Annotated in this window: 19 protein-coding genes; 4 read left to right on the top strand and 15 right to left on the bottom strand. The window is 71.9% G+C overall.

What is annotated here, in order from left to right; all coding sequences use genetic code 11:
• Positions 1-52 precede the first annotated feature (52 nt).
• Positions 53-844 carry a S8 family peptidase gene (locus N5079_RS25605; RefSeq protein WP_261586617.1) on the top strand — a complete coding sequence of 264 codons (792 nt, stop codon included), beginning with the start codon at positions 53-55 and terminating at the stop codon, positions 842-844.
• Complete coding sequence (locus N5079_RS25600) at positions 841-1,479, top strand: GAF domain-containing protein (RefSeq protein WP_261586616.1); 639 nt, start codon at positions 841-843, stop codon at positions 1,477-1,479. Before N5079_RS25605 ends, N5079_RS25600 begins: the two co-directional genes overlap by 4 nt.
• Positions 1,480-1,561: 82 nt before the next feature.
• On the opposite strand, the gene N5079_RS25595 is transcribed toward N5079_RS25600, so the two are convergent.
• Complete coding sequence (locus N5079_RS25595; RefSeq protein ID WP_261586615.1) at positions 1,562-3,541, bottom strand: hypothetical protein; 1,980 nt, start codon at positions 3,539-3,541, stop codon at positions 1,562-1,564.
• A 532-nt stretch (positions 3,542-4,073) separates the two neighbouring features.
• Between N5079_RS25595 and N5079_RS25590 the strand changes: the two genes are divergently transcribed.
• Positions 4,074-4,460, top strand: coding sequence for an SCO5389 family protein (locus N5079_RS25590; RefSeq protein WP_261586614.1), 387 nt, complete (start codon positions 4,074-4,076; stop codon positions 4,458-4,460).
• Positions 4,461-4,515: 55 nt separating this feature from the next.
• Here the strand turns inward: N5079_RS25590 and N5079_RS25585 are convergent, their stop codons facing one another.
• Entirely contained in the window at positions 4,516-5,136 is a 621-nt protein-coding gene (locus N5079_RS25585) for a TetR/AcrR family transcriptional regulator (RefSeq protein ID WP_261586613.1), read from the bottom strand.
• Positions 5,137-5,481: 345 nt separating this feature from the next.
• On the opposite strand from N5079_RS25585, the gene N5079_RS25580 reads away from it, so the two are divergent.
• On the top strand, positions 5,482-6,882 hold the full coding sequence (locus N5079_RS25580) for a dihydrolipoyl dehydrogenase family protein (RefSeq protein ID WP_261586612.1): 1,401 nt from the start codon (positions 5,482-5,484) through the stop codon (positions 6,880-6,882).
• Positions 6,883-6,975: 93 nt separating this feature from the next.
• Here N5079_RS25580 and N5079_RS25575 read toward each other — a convergent pair whose 3' ends face one another.
• The 13 genes from N5079_RS25575 to N5079_RS25515 form a co-directional block, all read right to left on the bottom strand.
• The gene (locus N5079_RS25575) at positions 6,976-7,434 is read right to left on the bottom strand and encodes a DMT family transporter (protein ID WP_261586611.1); all 459 of its coding nucleotides are present in this window, start codon (positions 7,432-7,434) and stop codon (positions 6,976-6,978) included.
• A 3-nt stretch (positions 7,435-7,437) separates the two neighbouring features.
• On the bottom strand, positions 7,438-7,899 hold the full coding sequence (locus N5079_RS25570; protein ID WP_261586610.1) for a DMT family transporter: 462 nt from the start codon (positions 7,897-7,899) through the stop codon (positions 7,438-7,440).
• Entirely contained in the window at positions 7,896-8,585 is a 690-nt protein-coding gene (locus N5079_RS25565) for an HAD family hydrolase (RefSeq protein ID WP_261586609.1), read from the bottom strand. Before N5079_RS25565 ends, N5079_RS25570 begins: the two co-directional genes overlap by 4 nt.
• Positions 8,586-8,725: 140 nt before the next feature.
• Positions 8,726-9,922 carry an MFS transporter gene (locus tag N5079_RS25560; protein ID WP_261586608.1) on the bottom strand — a complete coding sequence of 399 codons (1,197 nt, stop codon included), beginning with the start codon at positions 9,920-9,922 and terminating at the stop codon, positions 8,726-8,728.
• The gene (locus N5079_RS25555; RefSeq protein ID WP_261586607.1) at positions 9,922-11,172 is read right to left on the bottom strand and encodes an acetyl-CoA carboxylase biotin carboxylase subunit family protein; all 1,251 of its coding nucleotides are present in this window, start codon (positions 11,170-11,172) and stop codon (positions 9,922-9,924) included. Before N5079_RS25555 ends, N5079_RS25560 begins: the two co-directional genes overlap by 1 nt.
• Positions 11,169-12,002, bottom strand: coding sequence for a hypothetical protein (locus N5079_RS25550; RefSeq protein WP_261586606.1), 834 nt, complete (start codon positions 12,000-12,002; stop codon positions 11,169-11,171). The genes N5079_RS25555 and N5079_RS25550 overlap by 4 nt, the downstream gene beginning before the upstream one ends.
• 11 nt (positions 12,003-12,013) lie before the next feature.
• Entirely contained in the window at positions 12,014-13,270 is a 1,257-nt protein-coding gene (locus tag N5079_RS25545) for an ATP-grasp domain-containing protein (RefSeq protein WP_261586605.1), read from the bottom strand.
• Positions 13,267-14,520 (bottom strand): ATP-grasp domain-containing protein, encoded by a 1,254-nt coding sequence (locus N5079_RS25540; protein WP_261586604.1) that lies wholly within the window; start codon positions 14,518-14,520, stop codon positions 13,267-13,269. The genes N5079_RS25545 and N5079_RS25540 overlap by 4 nt, the downstream gene beginning before the upstream one ends.
• Positions 14,474-15,934 carry a dihydroorotase gene (locus N5079_RS25535; protein ID WP_261586603.1) on the bottom strand — a complete coding sequence of 487 codons (1,461 nt, stop codon included), beginning with the start codon at positions 15,932-15,934 and terminating at the stop codon, positions 14,474-14,476. Before N5079_RS25535 ends, N5079_RS25540 begins: the two co-directional genes overlap by 47 nt.
• The gene (locus tag N5079_RS25530) at positions 15,922-17,049 is read right to left on the bottom strand and encodes an acyl-CoA dehydrogenase family protein (protein WP_261586602.1); all 1,128 of its coding nucleotides are present in this window, start codon (positions 17,047-17,049) and stop codon (positions 15,922-15,924) included. Before N5079_RS25530 ends, N5079_RS25535 begins: the two co-directional genes overlap by 13 nt.
• Positions 17,028-18,074 (bottom strand): PrpF domain-containing protein, encoded by a 1,047-nt coding sequence (locus N5079_RS25525; protein ID WP_261586601.1) that lies wholly within the window; start codon positions 18,072-18,074, stop codon positions 17,028-17,030. The genes N5079_RS25530 and N5079_RS25525 overlap by 22 nt, the downstream gene beginning before the upstream one ends.
• Complete coding sequence (gene asnB, locus N5079_RS25520; protein WP_261586600.1) at positions 18,071-19,948, bottom strand: asparagine synthase (glutamine-hydrolyzing); 1,878 nt, start codon at positions 19,946-19,948, stop codon at positions 18,071-18,073. The genes N5079_RS25525 and asnB overlap by 4 nt, the downstream gene beginning before the upstream one ends.
• Positions 19,948-20,745, bottom strand: a complete 798-nt coding sequence (locus tag N5079_RS25515; protein ID WP_261586599.1) for a cupin domain-containing protein — start codon at positions 20,743-20,745, stop codon at positions 19,948-19,950. Before N5079_RS25515 ends, asnB begins: the two co-directional genes overlap by 1 nt.
• Positions 20,746-20,772 lie beyond the last annotated feature (27 nt).

Genomic DNA, 20,772 nt, shown 5'->3' with positions numbered 1-20,772 from the left:
CGGCCCGGCCGTGGGGGGCGGAGTCAGGGAGCCCGCCAGACTGGTGTGGAACATGAGGAACATGGCCCCGGCCGACATACCGGTGGCCGCCGAGTGGACTCCCGGGATCACTCCCGACTGGGCATGGGGCGGCGCCACAGGCAGGGGTGTGCGGGTGTGCGTCGTGGACAGCGGCGTCGAGGACGGGCATCCCCGGGTCGGTCCCGTCACCGCCTCCTACGCCGTCGAGCAGGGCCCGGACGGCGCGCCCGTGGTGCGGGAGACCAGGCCGTCGGACAGCGCCGGCCACGGCACGGCGTGCGCGGGCATCGTGCGCCAGTTCGCACCCGAGTGCGAGCTGCACAGCGTGCGCGTTCTCGGCGCGGGCTTCTCGGGTTCCGGCGACAGCTTCGTCACCGGACTGCGCTGGGCCGTACGGCAGGGCTTCGACGTCATCAACCTCAGCCTGTCCACCACGAAGCACAAATTCGCCGAAGCTCTGCGTGAGGTGGCCGACGAGGCCTACTTCCGCCGCACCGTGCTGGTGGCCGCCGCCCACAACATGCCCGTCGAGAGCTTCCCGTGGCGCTTCTCGTCGGTCATATCGGTCGGCAGCCACGCCGAGGCCGATCCTCGGCTGGTCCTGTACAACCCCACGCCTCCCGTGGAGTTCTTCGCCCACGGTTCCAACGTGGAGGTCGCGTGGCCGGGAGGGAGGCTGAGCCGGTGCACCGGGAACAGCTTCGCCACCCCCCACGTCACCGGCCTGTGCGCGCTGATCCTGAGCAAGCACCCCGGCTTGACGGCCTTCCAGCTCAAGAACGTCCTCTATCTGACCGCCGCGAACGTGAAGAGTGGCCAATGAGTACCGACACGTACGCCGCCTCCGCCGCCTCCGCCGCGGAGGCCCGGACCGGCGGCGACCACGACCGCCGGCGGCTCCTGCAGTCGATCGTCGAGGTGGCCAGGGCCATCTTCGCGGCGCGGGCCAGCTCGATCTTCCTGTGCGACTCCGGCGAGCTGGTCTTCGAAGCAGTCTCGGGCGCGGGGGAGGAGTTCCTCATCGGCCGGCGCTTCCCCGCGGATCGCGGCATCGCGGGATGGGTGGTGGCCTCCGGCGAACCGATGATCATCGATGACGTGTCGGGCAGCGCCACCTTCGCCCACGATCTGGCCCGGTCGACGGGCTATGTGCCCAGCGCCATCATGGCGGTCCCGCTCCTTCACGACGAGAACGTCGGCGGAGTCCTGGAGGTCCTCGATCCCGCGCCGCAGGCGAGGTCGGCCATCTCCGAGCTGGACCTGCTCTCCCTGTTCGCCATGCAGGCAGCGCTGGCGCTGCGCATCGCCGAACGCGGCCGGAGCGCCGCCGCGATCGAGGCCCGTGGCGGCGAGTACGGCGAGCTCATCTCCGTCATGAGGGCGTTCGAGGACCTGGGAGCCGAACGCAGGGAGGCGGGCCTGCGCCTGCTCGGCTCGCTGCGTGATCTCCTCGCATGAGCGGACGGTAGATGGCCATTCCCGTCATCCGGCGCGTGCACGGTGGGACTCGCTGGACGCGCTCCGCGCGGCCGGGACGGGGTCAATTGGGCAGGTAGTAGCAGCGCAGGCCGGTGTGGATGGTGGCCCGCAGGGCGTCTCCGATGACGGAGTCGACCTGCGTGACACGTGCGATGGCACGCCGGATGGCCTTCCCGACGGCGACGCGGGCGCGCTCGTCGTCGCCGGCGAAGGTCCGCGACCGCCCTGCCATGCCGGTCGCGGCGGCCACTTCGTCGAGCAGCCAGCCGCGTTCGGCGCGGAGGGCGGCCGCGCGTTCGAGGTCGTTCAGCGCCTCGCTTTCGTCGATCTCGGCCTGCAACTGCGACAGCCGCAGTTTGTACGTGCTGACGGCCCGCTCGTCCAGCACGGGCTGCGCAGAGCCGCCGCCGGCCATGCCACTGACGCCGCCGCTGTCCGGCGTCGCCGTCCCCCGTGATCCGGGCCCCGCGGCCAGTTCGGTGGCGGGGATCTCCTGCCCGGGGTTGGACAGCAGCGTGGCCAGATAGCCCATGCCCACGCTGTGGTCGACGGTCACGCTGCACCTCCCCATGTCGATCTGCCACCGCCGGCCGCGGCGCCGGCACACCATGAGCGGTGACACCCCCCCGATCCCCTCGCGGGTGCCGGCGACGGCGTCGGCCGTACCGGGCGACTGGAGATCGGCGGGGAGCGCCATGCCCAGCCCGGCGGCCTCCCTGGCGGCCAGCGCGAGCTCGTTCCGCGCGGCCCGGTCGCGCGGCCCGTCGCGTAACGCCAGCGCCTGCCCGAGACGCGCACGGGACAGGGCGACTGCGGGCCAGTGCCCCAGCGCCAGGTTGTCCTGCACGGCCGACCGCAGGTGCCGCACCGCTCGGTCCAGATCACCGCTCGCGAGTGACGCCACTCCCAGGGGGTGATGCGCCGATCCGAGACAGGTGACGCCCAGGCTGGCGATCACCGGCAGATGCGCGAAAGGTTCGAGAAGGGCGTACGCCTCCGCCGCGGCGCCGGTGTTCCCGAGCAGACAGGCCGCCTCGGCCACGCCGTACATCGAGATCAGCCAGCTGCTCGACCGGGGAAGCTGAGCCAGGTCGCGGCCTCGCAGCCGGGCCAGGGTGCCCTCCGCCAGGCGCCGGTCGCCCGTGGTGGCGGCGGCCACGGCGAGGACTGCGAAATAGGAATTGTCCGTCGCGCTGAGCGTCGGAGAGTTCACCAGCTCGGCGAGGAACGGGACCAGCTCGCCGATGCGTCCCTGGAACCAGCGGATCGTCGCCAGCTGGCCTCCGTACCAGGCGGTGGCGTCCAGATCGTCGGCCGCCGCGCCGCTCTCGGCGCAGGCGGCGGCCAGCGCTTCGGCCTCCGCGAACCGGCCCTTCCTGATGGTCAGCATGACGTCGATCGCGTCGACGACGAAGCCGGCCGCGAGGTGGCCCTGGCGCGTCAGCATGCCGCGCAGCTCCCCGAGGGAGCGCTCGGCGTGCGGGTTCGCGTCAAGGAACAGATCGACCGTGCGCCAGAGCAGTCCCATCAGCAGATCGCTGCGGCGGCCGGTTCTGGACGCCTCTCCGATCAGTTCCCGGGCCAGCTCCAGCCGGAGAGACCCGTGCTCGGGACCCAGGACGCAGTGGTGGGCCAGGCTGAGCGCCTCGGCCAGGGACACCGGATCTCCCGAGGCTCTGGCCTCGGCCACCGCCGCCAGGACCGCGGCGTGCGTGCCGCCGCGGTAATCCTCCTCGGCGGCCAGCCTCGTCCGCAGTCGCAGCGCGGGCGCCGAGCGCGGATCGATCAGCGACAGGGCGTGGCGCTGCCGCGCCCAGACCTTCGCCGCGTCGGCGGCCGTGCGATGTTCGTGCACCCACAGCCCGCCCAGCCCCAGCGCGGCGCGCGCCATCGCCGTACCGTCGCCCGCGCGTTCGGCCTCCCGGTAGGCGGCGTCGAACCAGCATCGGCCGGCCCGCAGATCACCGTCCACCGTGAGCGCGCGATCCCCCGCGAGAATCGACAGCTCCCAATCCTCCTCGCACGCTGTGAGCTGTTCCATCCCCCACCCCCTTGCCACTGACCGCCCCTCCCCGAGCGCGTGTGGGCCGTGCGGAACCCCCGATCCGCGACGGCTGACATAAGACAGCGAACATCATTCGGAACGTGAGCACCCGCACTTTGGTTCAATTGCGTACTAATTGGGTCTGGAACGCAATTGATCGAGCAACGGCACAATGTGAGGCGTACGGCAGGACGATGTGCTCCGGCGGCTCGCGTTCCGGCGACGCCGCGTCGCCACCACTTACCGTGCCGGGTGAGGGCGGCCGCGGTACATGTCCTCGCTGTGGTCACCGGCGGGGACCTCGCAGCCCGGATCGACATCCGGTTCGGTGTACGGCTCAGCCCTCGCGACCCATGAAGTTGTCGCCTTAAAGCCAGATGTGGGCGCCCTCGGTCCGATCTAGCGTCTGCATTTGTCGCATGGTCGCGTATGGGGATGCGCGATCTGCGATCGGCATGGTCGCCCGGGCCGCGGACCTGCGTCGCCGGCTCCGTGGTCCTTCGGATCCCCTACCAAGAGGAGAAGCCACATGTCGCTGACCGTTCCGAACGATCTGCTCGACCAGGCCCGCGCGGGCGAGGTCGACGACGCGGCGTTCGTCTCGTGCGTCCGCGAGTCGCTGCCGTACGCCTGGGCCACGATCAGTGAGCTGGCCGAGCGGCGCGACCGGTCCGGCGCCGAGTTCGCCGACAACCGGGTCCCGCCGCCCGACGAGGCCGCGCGCGGCCAGCTCCTGCGCTGCCTGGCGAGCGACGCCATGCGGGGCGCGCTCGAACGGCACTTCGGCGTACGGCTCGCCTTCCAGAACTGCCACCGGGTCGCCGTCTTCCACCCGGCGGCCACGGACGCCTACGAGGAGTTCGTGACTCCCCGCGCCCAGATCCTCAACCAGAAGCCCGAACTGGTCGACTGCTGACGCTGATCCTGATAGGCGACGAACAGGGACGCGGCCCTCGCCCCCGTGAGCGTTGTCAGGAGGCGGCGGGCACCTCTTGCCGGATGCGGGCGCCCAGCAGCGCCAGGCAGTTCGCCCACAGGACGTCGAGGTGACTGGTGTTGTTGAAGAGCTTGGCGAACAGCACCTGGCCCTCCAGCTGGGCGACCACGGACCGTGCGGCTTCGCGCGTGTTCGCGACGTCGACCTCGCCGCGATCCCGGGCTTCCGCGATGACGGCCTCGACCATGCCGACCTGCGCGTCGAAGATCTCCTGCAGACGGACTCGGATCGCCTCGGCCTGGTTGCTCAGCTCCAGGGTGAGGTTGCCGAACAGGCAGCCGGACACGGTGCCGCAGCTCTGCTGACCGGCGCGCTGTGCGGCCTCGGTGACCTCGAACAGCCGGCGCAGCCGCTCAAGCGGCTTCCCGTCCCCTGCCAGAACGCCGGTCCAGTCACGGCGCTGGGCGGCCCAGTGCTCGTCGATGACGGTCAGCGCGAGGGCTTCCTTGGACTCGAAGAAGTAGTAGAAGCTGCCCTTCGGCACCCCGGCGGCCTTGCAGATCTCGGCCACGCCCAAAGCGGAGTAGCCGCGCAGCTCGATGAGCGACTGCGCGGCCGTGAGGATCTTGTTCCTGGCGTCACTGCTGCGTCCCATATTGCAAGTGTACGACCGGTCGTCTAATTTGTAGTAGACCAGTTGACTATCTTGCTGCGCGGAGGCGCCGGTGCACCTGTCGCCGGTCCTCCAGCTCGGCGAGGGCGTGTGGCGGATCGGCCAGTCCCACGTGTCCCGGGTCATCAAGGAGCATCAGTGACCTGATCGGCGTGGGTCACCCGCCTGCTCGTCCCCGGCGCCGGGTCGCCGGCCACGACTTGCGGCGCTCGCCGGTCCCGGTGTCGACTTGGGCCGGAGGTGTTCCCCCACGTCGAGGACGCGGGGCGGGCACCCGGCCAGGATCTGAACCCTAAGCCTCGGAGGTACCAAGCGATGGAGCCCACCTTGATCGATCGACTGTCCGACCCGTCGAGGCCGGTGCGCGGCTTCGACGTGGTGGTGGTCGGCGCCGGGCCCGGCGGCGAGGTGGCGGCCGGGCGGCTCGCCGAAGCCGGTCTCGAGGTCGCGATCGTGGAGGACCGGAAGGTCGGTGGCGAGTGTTCCTACTGGGCGTGCATGCCCTCGAAGGCGCTCCTGCGCCCCGGCGAGCTGCTCGCCGAGGTGCGCCGCGTGCCGGGGACGGCTGAGGCGGTGACCGGCCCGCTCGACCGGGCCGCCGTGCTGCGGCGCCGGGACGAAGTCATCAACGGTCTCGACGACAGCGCCCAGCTGCCGTGGCTTGAGGAGCGCGGCATCACGCTGTTCCGCGGTTGGGGCAGGCTGGCCGGCGAGAGGCGCGTGGTCGTCGGTGACGAGACGCTCGAAGCCCGCCGTGCCGTGATCCTCGCCGGCGGCACCACGCCGGCGTTGCCGCCCATCGACGGGCTCGCCGACGCCCGTCCGTGGACGAACCGGGAGGCGACGACCGCGCCCGCCGTTCCGGCGACCCTGGTCGTGATCGGCGGCGGCGTCGTCGGCGCCGAGATGAGCCAGGCCTACTGCTCTCTGGGCGCGCGGGTCATCCTGATCGAGGGCGAGCGGCGGCTGCTCCCGCGCGAGGAGGTGTTCGCCTGCGAGCAGGTGACCGACTCCCTGGTCGAGCAGGGCGTCGACGTCCGCACCGGCCAGAAGGCGACGTCGGTCCACCGGGACGGCGACTCGGTCGTCGTGACGCTCGGCGACGGCAGCACCGTTTCGGGCGACGAGTTGCTCGTCGCGGCCGGCCGTACCCCGCAGACGTCGGGGCTCGGACTGGAGAGCGTGGGCATCGAGCCGGGCGGCTACGTCGAGGTCGACGCGCACGGCCGCGTTCCCGGCATCGACTGGCTCTACGTGGTCGGCGACCTCAACGGGCGCGCGGCGTTCACCCACATGGCGAAGTATCAGGCGGCGATCGCCGCCGACCATCTGCTGGGCAAGGACATGGCGGCGGAGCATCTCGCCGACGCCGCGGGCTCGCCGCGGGTGATCTTCACCGACCCGCAGGTGGCCGCCGTCGGCCACACGACGGCGACCGCGCGGGAGGCGGGCCTGCGCGTGCGCGTCGTCGACCTCCCCACGTCGGGCAACGCGGGCGGCTCGTTCTACGGCCGCGGCGCCCGCGGAACCAGTCGCTTCCTGATCGACGAGGAACGCGGCGTCATCGTCGGCGCCACCATCACCGGCTCCGAGGTCGCCGACTTCCTCCACGCCGCGACGATCGCCATCGTCGGAGAGGTCCCGCTCACGCGGCTGCGGCACGCGATCCCCGCGTTCCCGACCCGCAGCGAGATCTGGCTCTACCTGTTCAACGAGCTGGGCCTCTAGCCCGGATCACCTGACCGAACGCGTCTCGTGCCGGGGCGCGCCGCAGGTGCTCGCGGATGGTCCAAGTAGGCGTCAGGCTGGGAAGGGCGCCGATCAGTTCTCGGTCGGCACTTCCGTATCGCGTTTCCCTCGTAGATGTGCCGTTATCCGGGGCAGGCAGAGACCCAGGAGGACGAGGGCGACACCCGCGAGCCTGGCGGGCGCGGGCATCGTCCTGTGCTGAACGCAGTCGATCGCGACGGCGGAGAGCACTTGGCCGCTGATGACCAGCACAGCGGCGTTCATCGCTCCGAGGCGCGGGAAGACGTAGCTGTTGACCGCGACGAAGAACGCGCCGAACACCCCGCCGACGTAGGCGGCGACGGGAACGTCCGACGCGTTCGGCCAGGTGTGGAGGACGAGCAGGACCGTCGTCAGGAAGACGAACCCCACCACGTGGTTCCAGACGGAGGCCCTGAATGGGCCCGTCCGGGTGCTCAGCTGGCCGTTGACCGCGCGGCTCGTTCCGATGAGCACGCCGTTGAGCAGTGCCAGCATGATGTGGAAGAGCAACGGTCACGCTCCGCCGAGCACGATGAGCACGCTGCCCGCGAGGACGCATCCGGCGACCAGCAGATCCATGGCGGTGATGCGGCGCCTGGGGATGCGCAGCAGGCCCAGGCGGTCCGACACGATGCCGAAGACGACCTGCCCCGTGAGCATCAGCGCGATGGTCCCGGCCAGGGCCAGCTCGCTGTTCACGGCGACGGCGGACACGATGACGACGAACGCGCCGGGGATGCCGCCCAGGTAGTACCAGAGGGGCGCCCTGCCCGCATCGTCGCCCGGTGTCTTCGGGCGGCCCCGGCGTACGACCACCACGAGGATCAGCGCCACCAGCGCCCCGAGCCCGTGCGCGGCCCAGGAGGCGTACACCGCGTCGGTGTACCGGGCCAGGACGGCGTTGGACAGGGTCATCAGCGTAAGGAGCACACCACCCGCGAGCGCGAGCAGCCAGTCGACGGCGCGTCCGGTCACCCGGCCAGTCCCTTTGGTTCCGTCCGCAGGTCCGTGCCGAGGCAGGCCACGACATCGTCGAAGGTGTCCGCGATCCAGGTGGGACCGGCCGAGGCCAGCTCCGCAGGGCCGTGGACGCCGTAGGTGACGGCGATCGACCGCATGGCGGCGGCCCGTGCCATCTGGATGTCGTGGACGGTGTCGCCGACCATCACCGCGTGTTCGGCCGGAACGCCGAGGGTCCGGAGGACAAGCTGTCCCGATTCGGGGTGTGGTTTGGGATGAGCGACGTCGTCAGCGCCCACGACCACGGAGAAATGGTCGCGCAGACCGGCCGCTCTCAGCAGCGCGTCGGCGCTCGCGTGGAACTTGCTCGTCGCGATGGCGAGGGTGATCCCCAGGCCGCGCAGTTCGTCCAGCCCTTCGGCGACACCGGGGAAGACCAGTCCGGGAGCGCGCGGCAGCACGATCTCCTTGAAATGCGCCAGGTAGTGGCGCACGCCGCGCGCCACGAGTTCGTCATCCGGTGGGAGTCCGAGCAGTCCGCCGAAGGCTTGTTGGAGTGGGATCCCGATCGTGGGCCGGATGGCCGAGGCGTCCGGGATGGCGATGTCCATGGCGCCGAACGCCGCGTGGAACGTCTCCATGATCGCGCGGGGAGTGTCGACGAGCGTTCCGTCGAGGTCGAAGACAGCGAGGTGGCGCATGACATCCTCTCCTGCTTCTGACGGGGGAGCCTGCCGGGGCCATGGTCGTTGAAGCCGCTTCGACGTATGGGCCTATCACCGTACATCAAGGGGGTTGAGCGGGTATGACCCGCACTCGACCACGACCACGACCACCGGGACTACCGCGCGGGGACAGGCACCACACCCGCCCCGCGCGGGGCCGCCGCGCCGACCCCTGCCAGGACGGCGCCGAGCACCAGCCAGCCCAGCGCGCCCGCCGGGAAGACGACCGCGGTGAGGACGAGCGGCATCACGAGCGTCTGGACTGTCGTGCCGAGGCTGAACCTGGCGAGGTAAACCGCCCGGCCGTGCTCGGGCGCGAGGTCGAAGGAGAGCTTCCAGCCGCCCGCCGACTGCACCAGCTCCGCCGCTGTCAGGAACAGCACGGCGACGACCGCGAGAGCGACGCCCGGAGCCCCGGACACGGACGGGAGCAGCACGGCCGTCACGCAGCAGGCGGCCAGCAGCGCGCCGGCGACGGCCAGCGACCGCGCGGCCGACAGGGTCGTGTCCACCCGAGCGCTCACCGGGACCTGGAGCAGGACCGCGAGCACCGTGTTCACTCCGAAGAGCAGCGGAACCGTCAGCTCGGGGAGATCGGTCGCGCTGATGATCCACAACGGCAGCCCGACGGAGAGCAGCGTCATGTGGGTGGTCAGCACGCCGTTCGCGACGGTCATGGCCAGGTAGCGGCGATCCTCCAGCAGGCCGGTCAGCTTGCGGGGCGCGGCGGTCCTCGCCGCGGACGGCGCCTCTGGCCGGGACAGCCTCGTCGCGAGCGCGGCGGCGGCGACGAAGCTCACCGCGTTGACGACCACGACGCTCCGGTAGCCGCCCAGCACCGGAGCGACCGACACCAGCGCGGCGACCCCGGATCCCAGGGCGAAGCCGACGTTGCGGGTCGACCGGATCCAGGCGAGCGCCCGCTGCCGGTCGGCGTCTCCGACCACCACGCCGACCAGCTCCTGCTGGATCGGGGCGGTCGGCTTGTCCACGAGCCCGAGAAGGCAGACCACGAACAGGTAGGCGGGAAAGCTGCCGACCAGCGCGTAGGCCGCGAAACAGGCGGCCCTCGCGAGCAGCAGCCCGAGGTAGACCGGCCGCGCGCCAACGCGGTGAGCCACATGACCCCACGGCACGGTAGCGGCCAGGCCGACCAGCGCCGAGACGGTGACCCCGACGCCGATCTGGCTGGACGACAGGCCCACCGTCCGGGTGAAGTACAGCGCCGAACCGGCGAGGAACGTGCCGGTGCCCACGGCGTCGATGAGCGCGGCGACGCCGAAGATGGTGATGTCGCGGTTCCGACGAGCCATCAAAGCTCGCTCGGTTCGATCACGATGCCGTCGTTGAACCACGCCGCCAGCTCTCTCAGCCGCCGCTCGCACTCCGCCCTGGTGGGGGCGGACCCCACGAAGGTGGCCATGAAGTCGCCGGCGAAGGCGGCACCCGGCGTGACCTGGCCGGGCCGTACGAGAAGCCGGTAGTGCTCCACCCAGTCGAACGGCGGCTGCCCCTCCGGAACGCTGATCACCTTGCCGGCGCGTTTGAGCAGCAGGAGCTGGCCCGCCATCTGCGTCGGCTCCAGCCGTGTGTCGCTCTCGGGCAGCGGCATCGGCAGCCCGAGCTGCGCCCGCACCCAGCACTCGGACGGGTCGGCGGAGAACATCGTCCGAACGGTGTCCCGGATCGCCGCGCCGGCCGTACGGCAGGCGATCTCGCACAGGACCAGCCGGTCGTCGGGCGTGTGAAAGATCTCGGCGTGGAAGGTGAAGGTCTCGGGGGAGGGGAGCGCGCCGAGGATGCGGTCCACCAGGTCGATGAGCCGCCGCGAGAGCGGGTCGTCCGCGTCGAGCGTGAGGTCGAGCCGCGCGCTGTGGTCGCCCCTGAAGACGGCGAGCGCGTACTGGTACTGCGACGGCCAGGAGAACACGACCCGGCCGCCGACCACCAGGCCGTCGACGTGGCACATCAGCCCGGGGACGTACGACTCGACCATCAGGTTGGGCAGGCTCGGCCCGCCCAGGTCCAGGTGGTCGAGGAACACGTCCAGATCGGGCTGGGTGCGGATGATCGTGACGTCGATGGACCCGCCGCCGTCACGCGGCTTGACGACGACGGGCAGGCCGTGCTCGTGCACGAAGGCGATGATGTCGGTCGCGCACTCCACCTCGGCGTACGGCGAGACCTCCACGCCCGCGGCCTGGACCAGCTCCTTCGTGAGAATCTTGCTCCGGAACGGGGTGACGCTGGGGAGATCCTGGCCGGGCAGGCCGAGGATCCCCCGCAGCTGGGCCGCCCGCTCAAGGTCCCGCTCCTGGGTGGCGATGATGTGGCTCACCCCGTGCTCGCGGGCGAGCTCCAGCGCGCGCACCTCGACCTCGCCCCCGAGGTCGTAGTCGGCGATGGCCTCCGCATGACGGTAACCCTCGCGGGGGAGCTCCTCGCCGAACTGGTCGAGCTGCTCACGCGACGCGAGGAGCAGCAGGTCACCGTCGTATTCCGCCAGCCACTGGTCGTACTCGCTGCCCGCGAGCGAGCCCCGATGCAGGATGAGAACACTCATGAGACCTCCTCCAGCTCGGGGGCCAGACCGGCCTGGGCGCGGACCGCGTCGCGGGCCCGCGCTTCGCCGAAATCGCAGGCCACCGAGCCGACGAGCCACGCCCCGCCGGCCGTACGGCATGCCTCCACGGCGTAGGGGTAGGGGCCGGTCGGCGGCGGCAGGGCCGTGAACGCGGCGCGGGCGACGGCGGGCAGGTCCGCACCGCCTACGCCGGTGTCCGGCAGCCGGGAACCGAGGTCCGTCACGACCAGGCTCCGCTCGGTCTGCGGCTCGGCCACGAGATCGGGCAGGGATTCGAGCTTGCCGGAGATGCCGCCCAGGGTGAACTCGCGCACCTCGGCCTCGTCCCGGAGCGTCGCCACGGTGGGCCACCCGCTCGTACGGCGCCGCCGGACCGTCAGGGGGAAGCCCCATTCGTGGGCGAACCAGTAGAGGTCCGACACCCGGCGCACCGCCCCGAAGGGCACGGTGGGGACCGCCTCTCCGGCCAGCCTCTGCCGCATGGCCACCAGATCCCGGAACAGGATCGCGCTCTCCCGTCCCTGTCCCGGAAGGCCGAGATGGTCGCGCAGGGCTCCCGCCCGGATCGAGTCCGCCGAGGCGGTCGCGACGATCGCCGTGACCGTCCGGACCTCCGCGAGTGCGAGCACGGCCCGCTCGACCTCGGCCGACCCCTCGTAACGGGCGAACGGGCGCACCCCGGCGTAGCCGTCCGTGTCCCGGATCTCCACCGGGGAGCGCCCCGTGAAGAGCACCACGTCGGCTCCTGCCAGCCACGACGGGTAGGGCAGGAGCGGGCCGGACGGCGCGTCAAGCACCACTACGGTCATCGCGTCCCTCCTCATCCGGCCGCGTGCGCGAGGGCGGGGGCGGCTGTCCGGACGGTCACCGAGTCGATCAGCCGCTCGCAGAGCTCGACCGCGGCGTCGGTGTCGGGCCCGGAGACGGCGACGAGGCCGAGCCGGTCCCAGTTGTCCTGGAGGGACCGGATGGTGTCACCGGGTTTGACGCTCAGTTCGGTGGCCAGCACGGCCGGGTCGGCCCTGACCTCCTCAATGCCGTCGACCGCCGCGACCTGGCCGGTCTCGCCGTGCAGGAAGCGCACGCAGGCACCGCCCAGCGCCGGTGGCCGGTCCGGCAGCTCGTCGACGAGCCGGAACGGCCAGCCGACCGTGTAGGTCAGCAGGTCGATGCCGTAGGCCGACGTCACGAGGTCCCTGATCCGGTCGCCGCCGATGCGGTTGTGCCCCTCGATCACGATCGGCCCGCGCTCGCTGAGCCGCACCTCGGTGTGGCTGGGCCCGTCCTTGACGCCGATCGTGTCGAGGAAGGCGGTGACCGCCGCGACGATCGCGTCCTCGTCCTCCCGGCCGAGGCGGGCGGGCAGCGCGTGGCCCAGCTCCGCGAAGTGCGCCTCGTCCACCAGTTTCTCGGTGACCGCCAGCACCACGTGGCGCCCGGCGAAGCTGAACGCCTCGACGCTGAACTCGGGCCCGCTGACGTACTCCTCCATGATGAATTCCTGGATCGTGAACAGCGTGGTCCCGCGGGTGACGCCGACCTTCCGCAGGTGCAGCACCTCGGCGTACACCTCGTCGATGTCCTGCGGGCCGGTGACGCGGTGCACGCCGTAGCCCGCCGTCATGTCGGTGGGCTTGACGATGAACGGGTACCCGTGGCGCGCGCCGAACGACGCGAGGCTGTCGCGGCCGTCGACCAGCTCCGCGCCGATCGTCACGGCGCCGGACGCGGCCAGGTGCCGCCGCATCTCCCACTTGTCGCGCAGCCGGTGGCTCACCTCGTAGCCCGTGCCGCCCAGGCCGAGCAGGTCGTTGACCCGGCCCGCGATCTCCAGCCCCGGCTCGGTGAGCGACAGGGCGACGGGGAAGCGCCAGATCTCGTGGGCGGCCCGGGCCAGCGGCCCGACCACCGACCAGTCGGTGTAGTCCACGAAGAAGGTGGCGTCGGCGAGCTTCGCCTGCACCGGGTCGATCTTCGTCGGGTGCTGGAAGAGCACCACGTCGAGGCCGAACGCCTTCGCCGTCCGCACGGTCTCCGTCTTGTGCCCGATGAGCAGGACGGTCTTCTCAGGTGTCATCGCAGCGCTCCTCCACGCTCGTGGCCCGCGGGCCGTTGATGGTCGCCCTCGGCGGGCCGTACGACCGCCCGGAGCAGGCCCAGCGCCGCCGCGCAGCGCTCGGCCGCCTGCCCGGGCGAGCCCGCGTCCACGACGACATAGCCGTGCCTGGTCCTCGAATCCACGACCGGGGGCAGCACGTCGCCCGGCTGGAACTTCACCTTCAGCGCGTGCACGTACGGCAGGGCCTCGATCTCGTCGAGGCCGTCGAGGGACTCCAGCAGCCCCGGTCCCAGGTCGAAGAACTCGACACAGCCCATCCGCCCGGCGGCGGGCGGCCGGACCGGCTCGCCCCGAAGTGCCCGGTAGACCGCCGCCTCGACGTCGAAGCCGGTGGCGAGCTCGATCAGCAGCGGGATCCGGTCGCCGCCGACCCTGGTCTGCGATTCGACGATCCTCGGGCCGCCGGCGGTGAGGATGACCTCCGTGTGCGCCGGCCCGAACCGGTAGCCCGCCGCGTCGAGGAACGCGGTGACCAGCCCGGTCACCGAGGCCCACTCGGCCTCCGCGAGCGGCGCCGGGTGGAGGTGGCCCGCCTCCACGAAGCCCGGCGGCGGCCCCAGCCTCTTGGCCGTCACGCCGAGGACGTGATGCGTGCCGGCCGCGGTGAGGGTCTCCACGCTGAACTCCGGCCCCCGCAGGCGCTCCTCGACCAGGACCTGGCCTGTGTAGCCGTACGCGCCGAGGCTCTCGGCCCACTCGTCCAGGTCCGCCCGGTCCCGGACGAGCCGTACGGCACGGCTGCCGTCGAGGCCGGTCGGCTTGACGACGACGGGCAGGTCGAAGGCGTCGAGCACGCGCGGCACCTCGGCGGGGGAGTCCACGGCGGCGGACCGCACCGGGGAGAGCCCGTGCTCCCGCAGCAGCGCCCTCATCGCGGCCTTGTCGTTGATCTGCCGGATGGCCGACGGCGGGTTCGGCGCGAGCCCCAGCGAGCCGGCCTCGTCGCAGACGGCCCACTGGGTGTCCTCCTTGCCGAGGTGCAGGACGTGGGCCACGTCGTGCCGCCTGGCCGTCTCCGCGACGAGGCGGCGCAGCCCCGCCACGTCGGAGAAGTCGGCCAGGATCAGCTCCTCGGCATGCGCCGCCACCGCGTCCAGGTAGGCGGGCGACTCGTACGAGGGATCCCAGATCGCGTAGACCCGGAAGCCCTCCGCCACCGCCTTACGGACGTACTGCTGGTACGGCATGAGCATGAGAATCCTGGTCATGGACACCCCCTTTCCGGTGCAGGTCGCCGGGCCGTCCGGCGGGAAGGAAGACGCCGCCGGGTGAGCCGAACCGGTCCCGTCCGGCGTCCCAGACCACCTCGCCCCGGCGGACGGTGAGCGTGGGGCGGCCGACGAACGTCCACCCGTCGTAGGCGGACCAGCGGCACTTGCTGCGCGGCTCGACCGGGCCGAAGGTCCATCGCTCCTCCGCGTCGAAGACCACGAGGTCCGCGTCCAGCCCCGGGGCGATCCGCCCCTTCCGGGCGGACAGGCCGAAGAGCCGTGCCGGGTTGTCCGCGCACAGCCGGGCGATCAGCTGGAGCAGGACGCCGGGATCGGCGTCCGGGCGGCGGGCCGTCATGCCGGTGAACACCGCGGGCAGCAGCTCCTGGACACCGGGGAGCCCGGGCGGGGCGTCGGCCGGGTCGCGAAGCTTCTCATCGATGCCGTGCGGGGCGTGGTCGCTCCCGATGGTGGCGGCCTGGCCCTGCCACACGGCATCCCAGAGCCGCTCCCGGTCGCGGACGGACCGGATGGCCGGGCTGAGCCGGGCCCGCGCGCCGAGCCGCGCCACGTCGGCGGCGGTGAACGAAAGGTGGTGCGGGGTGACCTCGAACGTCACCGGCAGCCCCTGGGCCGCCGCCGCGGCGAGCAGGTCCGCCTCCTCCGCCGTGGACACGTGGACGATGTGGGCGGCCGTGCCGTACCGCCGCACGAGCTCGATCACCTTGGCGACCGCCACGATGGCTCCGCTGCGGGGCCGGTGGGGCTCGTAGTCGCGGTAGGACTCCGGGGCGCCGCGCCAGCCGTCGAGGAGCTGGAACACCCCGTCGTCCTCGGCGTGCAGCAACAGCCGTAGCCCCGCCCCGGCCGCGGTGGCGAACACGTCGCGCAGCACCTCGGGGTCGCGGATGACGTTGGGCGCGGTGTGATGGCCGGCGAGGAACGCCTTGGCGCTGACCGCGGCCGCCGGGTCCGCGCCGGCCAGCAGGTCCAGGCGATCGGGCCGGACACCCAGATGGAACCGGAAGTCGACCAGCGAATCGCCGCGGACCAGCTCCGCCCTGCTCGCCACCTCGGCGGGATCGGCCAGTGGCGGCACCGTGTTCGGCATGTCGATCACCGTGGTGACGCCCCCGGCCACGGCGGCGCGGCTCCCGTGCCGCCAGTCCTCCTTGTGCGTCAGCCCGGGGGTCCGGAAGTGCACGTGGGAGTCGATCAGGCCGGGCAGGACGTAGCGCCCCCGGGCGTCGATCACCTTCCGTGCGGGCGGCCGGGCCGAGGGCGGCACGATCTCCGCGATGCGGCCGTCCCTGACCGTCACGCCGCCGGGCGTCACACCGTCCGGGGTGACCAGCAGCGCGTCGCGCACGAGAAGATCGGCGGCCTCGCCGCGCGTGGTCAGCTCACCCACTGGACGCTCACCAACTCCCGGCACAGGTCGTTGGTCGGCCCCATGAGCGCCACCGCGCGGGCGTCCCGCTGGAGGCGGTTCACCAGATGCGACCGGAGGAATCCGGCGCTGCCGAGCATCCGCGCGACGTCGGCCATGACGCCCTCGCACACGGCCGAGGCGAACAGCTTGCTGTGCAGCGTGGTCAGCCCCGGGTCCTCGGCGTCCCTGCGACCGGCCTGCTCGACGATGGCCCTGGCCGCCTCGATCCGGGTGGCCAGGTCGACGAGCTGGTGGCGCACCGCCTGATTGCCGAGCTGGCCGCGATCGCGCAGCCCGGCCACCAGGTGGGCGTATCCGGCCTCGGCGACCCCCACGCTGACCGCGCCCAGCGACGCGCCGGACTCCCGCACCCGCGCGATGATGCTCGCGGCCCGGCCGGTCTCGCCCAGCCGGTCCCTGTCGGGCACCCGGCAGCGGCGCAGGGTGATGCCGCCCGTCGCCGAGCTCCGCATGCCGACGAGATCCATCGCCGGGTTGTTGACCAGCCCCGGGTTGGTGGCCTCCACCAGGAAGAACGTCTGGCCCGCCGCGCCGTAGGCCACCTCCTGCCCGCCCTTCTCCCCGGTCTGGGTGAGCACGAGGTAGACGTCGGCGATCCCGGCGCCGGTCACGAAGGACTTCACGCCGTCGAGCTCCCAGGTCCCGTCGCCGCCTGCGACGGCGACGGTCGAAAGGTCGCGTTTGTTCGCCCCGGCCCCGGTTTCGCTCCAGGCGGAGGCCGCCAGCCATCTCCCCGAGGCCAGGTCGGGCAGGATGCGCTCCCGCTGCTCGGGGGTCCCGTGCTCGACCAGGCGCGCCGTGACGGCGAAGTGCTGGAACAGCACGATCGCCATCGACGCGTCCGCGCGGGCCACCCGCATCACCAGCCGGTTGGTGTCGATCGCGTCGCCGCCCAGCCCGCCGTACGGCACAGGCACGGCCGCGCCGAGCAGCCCTGAGCCGCGAAGGGCCTCCAGCGCGTCATCGGCCGGCCTGCCGTACTCGTCGGCGGTGGGCGCGGTGCTCTCCAGGACCGATAAGAGGTCCGATAACGATCGCGTCTTCAACATGGTCAAGCCAGCAGAGACAGGCATTCGGCACTCTCCTTGCCAACAAAGCGATGTAGTGGCTCGACGGCGAGGGAACCCAGGAAGCGGACGGTCTTGCCGCTGATGCTCACCCAGTGCAGCGCGCTCTCCGGCGAGTTGCCGCTGATCGCGGTGGAGACGTTCGTACGGCCTCCGGGAGTGTCGATCTCCACGGAACCGGGCGTGCAGCCCGCCCTCGTGGCCAGGCGGAAGGGGATGGTGCCCTCGATCGCGGAGGCCGCGCCGAGGCAGGTCGCCCCGGTGAGCGCCAGCGTGGGATGCCAGCTCGGCACGGAGATGGCCCGTACGGCGAGCCGTCCCGGCGTGAACTGCCCGACCACCGCCACCTTCGGGAACGTCCCGGTGACCGGCCAGCGCAGCAGCGACGCGGCGGCGGCCCGGACCTCCGACATCCGCGAGAACAGCACGGGGTCGTTCGCGAACAGCTCCCGCCGGCTTCCGACGCGGAGGTCCGCGGCGTCGATGAAGACGTAAGGGTTGCCCATCGAGACCAGGGAGACGGGGACCCGGCCGCCGACGGCCTCGACCGAGCTGACCGGCTCACCGGTCAGCAGCAGGTCGCCGAGCCGGTTCGACGGCTGGTGGAAGAGGTGGACGGTGAACCGGTTGCGGTACCGGTCGGCCTCGTCGACCTCGCAGACCATGTTGTCGCCGTTGTTGAGCACCTGCACCCGCACCCGGTCGCCGGGGGCCAGGGGCCGGAGCCAGCCCAGGCGGGTGGCCGCGACGACCGACGCCAGGATGGAGTGCCCGCAGCTCCCGCCCAGGTCGAACCCGGAGCCGTCGCCCGGGAGTGCCTGGACGAACCGGTAGTCCAGGTCGAAGGCGGGATGCGGCGACCGGCCGATGAGCGCGATCTTGAGCACCGAGCCGACCCCTCGGGAGATCAGCCACTGCCGGACGGCGGTGAGCACGCCCAGCAGCTCCCCCTCCTCCTCGGGGAGCGGGGCCCTGTCCAGCACGAGCGTGGGGCAGGGACTCCCCTCGGCGTAGGCGAAGTACCCGATCACCTGACCGCCCCCTGGCCCGTGGCGGCCCATCTGCGCACGCCGAACTGGTCGATCCATAACTGGTAGATCAGCAGTGCCCAGATCGCCGACGCCGCCGTGGCTGACGGCCGCTGGAGCTGGCGCTCGAACAGCCCCGTCACGGCGGCCGGATCGAGCAGCCCGTCCCGCCGCAGCCGGGACGGCGACAGGACGCTCCTGGCGAAGTCGAGCAGCGGCTCCCCCGAGCGAAGCATGGCCTGGATGGGCAGGGTGAACGGCTGCTTGGGCCGGTCGAGCACCGAGCGCGGCAGGGACGTCCCGGCCGCCGCGTAGAGCACCCTCTTGCGCTCGTCCCCGAGCACCTTGTGGTCCACCGGCAGCCGGCCGGCCAGCCGTACGACCGCGGGCTGGCAGAAGGGCAGCCGCACCTCCACGGCGTGCGCCATGCTGAGGTGGTCGACCCGGCGGAGATGGTAGGCGGGGAGCCGGAGCCCGATCTCGATCTCCGACAGCCGGGCCATCCGGTTCAGCCGCGAGGTGCGGAGCTGCTCGGCCAGCCGGGAGGACACCGATCCCTCCCGCTCGATGTAGTCCCGGTACTCGCCGGTGTAGAGCCTGGTCCGCAGGGCCGACGGCACCGCGGCCAGCGCCTCGACGTAGGGATCGACCCAGCCGTCCCCGTCTCCCGAGCCGGCCGTGGCGAGCGCCCGGGTGATCCGGTCGTACCCGCCGAACAGCTCGTCCGCCGCGTCGCCGGTCAGGGCGACCTTGAACCCCGCCTCGCTGACCTCCCGGAACAGCAGGTAGGTGCTCAGCGTGATCGGGTCGGCGTTCGGCTGGCCGAGATGCCAGACCACGTCGGGAAGCAGGTCGGGAAACGACCGAGGGTCGGCGAGCACCTGGTGGTGGACGGTCCCGCAGCGCTCGGCCACCTCGCGGGCGTAGTGGCGCTCGTCCGCGGGCCAGTCGCCCCGGTAGGCGATGTTGAAGCTGTGCAGCGCCGGCGCGGCCTCCGCCGCGAAAGCCGTGACCAGGCTGGAGTCCAGCCCGCCGCTGGTGATCGCCGAGACCGGGACGTCGGCGACCAGGAGCCGCCGCACCTCGCCCCGCAGCACCTCCCGGACTTCCTGGACGGACGCATGGAAGCCGGCGCCCGCCGGCGCTCCAGGCGTCGTGTCCTGCGGGGTGTCCTGCGCGATGTCCTGAGCGATGTCCTGCGCGATGTTCCGGTCGCGCCGCCAGATCCGTAGCTCGCCGTCCCGGCGGACCACCGCCGTCGAGGCGGGCGGCATGACGCGGATGTGTCTGAAGGCGGTCTCCTCGCCGAACGGCGTCTTCGTGGCCAGGTAGGAGTCCAGGCTCCACTGTGCCGGCTCCGGATCCACGCCTGGCACGGCGAGCAGCGCCGGTATCTCCGACGCGAAGTAGAAACGGCTCTCATGCGGTTTGCGGTGGTAGTACAGCGGTTTCATGCCGATGTCGTCGACCGCGAGGACCAGCGTGGGCCCGTCGCCCCGCAGGTCCAGCACGGCCACCGCGTACATCCCGTCCAGCCGCTCGGGGAAGTCGGCGCCGTGCTCCAGGTAGAGGGCCGGGATGACGGACCCGTCGCACTCGTCGGGGATGGCGTAGCCCTTGCCCCGCAGCTCGCTCCGGAGCCGCGCGTGGTTGTAGATCTCCCCGTTGAAGACGACCTGGATCCGGCCGGCCAGCTCGGTGTACGGCTGGTCGCCACCGTCGACGTCCATGATGGCCAGGCGGTTGTTGCCGACCGCGGAGTCGCCCAGGAGGCGGCTGACCTGCGCGTCCGGCCCACCGTGCCGCTGGAGCGCGGACAGGGTCCGCAGATGGTGAGGGGTCACCTCCTGGTCGAGGCAACCGAAGATCCGGCACATCACCGGACCTCGGCGGACACGCCGGCGAAGTCGTACAGCGCCGGGTCGAACGGCGTCGGCCCGCCGAACGCGACGAAGCGGCGCGCCCCCTCGCCGGACTGCGGGTTACGGGCACCGTGCAGGACGTTCGGCGGCGCGAACACCCCGTCGCCGGGCCCCAGGTCGATCCAGCGGTCCTCGAGGTAGAACTGCCCGGTGCCCTCGAAGACGAAGTAGGCCTCGTCGCTCGCAGGATGGAGGTGAACGTTGAAGGTCTCCTCGGGCATCATGATCCCGCAGTGCAGGCACAGGCGCGCGCTGCCGGTGCCCGGCCAGAACAGGAAGTTCATCGTGGCCGTACGGCTCGCCGGCGCGACCTGCCCGGTGCCGGGGAAACCGGCGAGCCGGGTCTCGGCGTTCCACAGCGAGCGGAACCTGGCCGGCCTGCTGCCCCGGGGGCTGCCCTCGGGCAGGACGCTGCCCCACACGTAGACCGTCATCTCCGTGTCGCCCGCCGACAGGGAGTAGCCGGTGCCGGTCGGCGAGTACAGAGCGGAGGCCGCGTCCATGGGGGAGAACCCGGAGCCGACGGTGCCGGCCCCCGACCCGGCCAGCACCACCGCGACGTTCTCCTCACCCGCGGCTTCCGGCGGTGCCCACCGGCCGCCGGGCGGGATCTTGACGGCGTCGACGGTGACGAACCGGGCGCCGATCTCGGGGCCGACCATCCGGCTCACCCAGCACTCGCCGTGCGGCCGATACTCCAGCTCGGCGCCGCGCAGCACCAAGCCCGTCGCACGCCTGATCAGGTTGCTCATGGGCACCAGCTCCCTATCTTCCGGCGG

The organism is Planotetraspora sp. A-T 1434 (assembly GCF_025420585.1).
GTDB lineage: Bacteria > Actinomycetota > Actinomycetes > Streptosporangiales > Streptosporangiaceae > JAOEGB01.
Note: the sequence above shows the minus strand (reverse complement) of the source record. Positions and strands in the feature narration are given on the sequence as shown.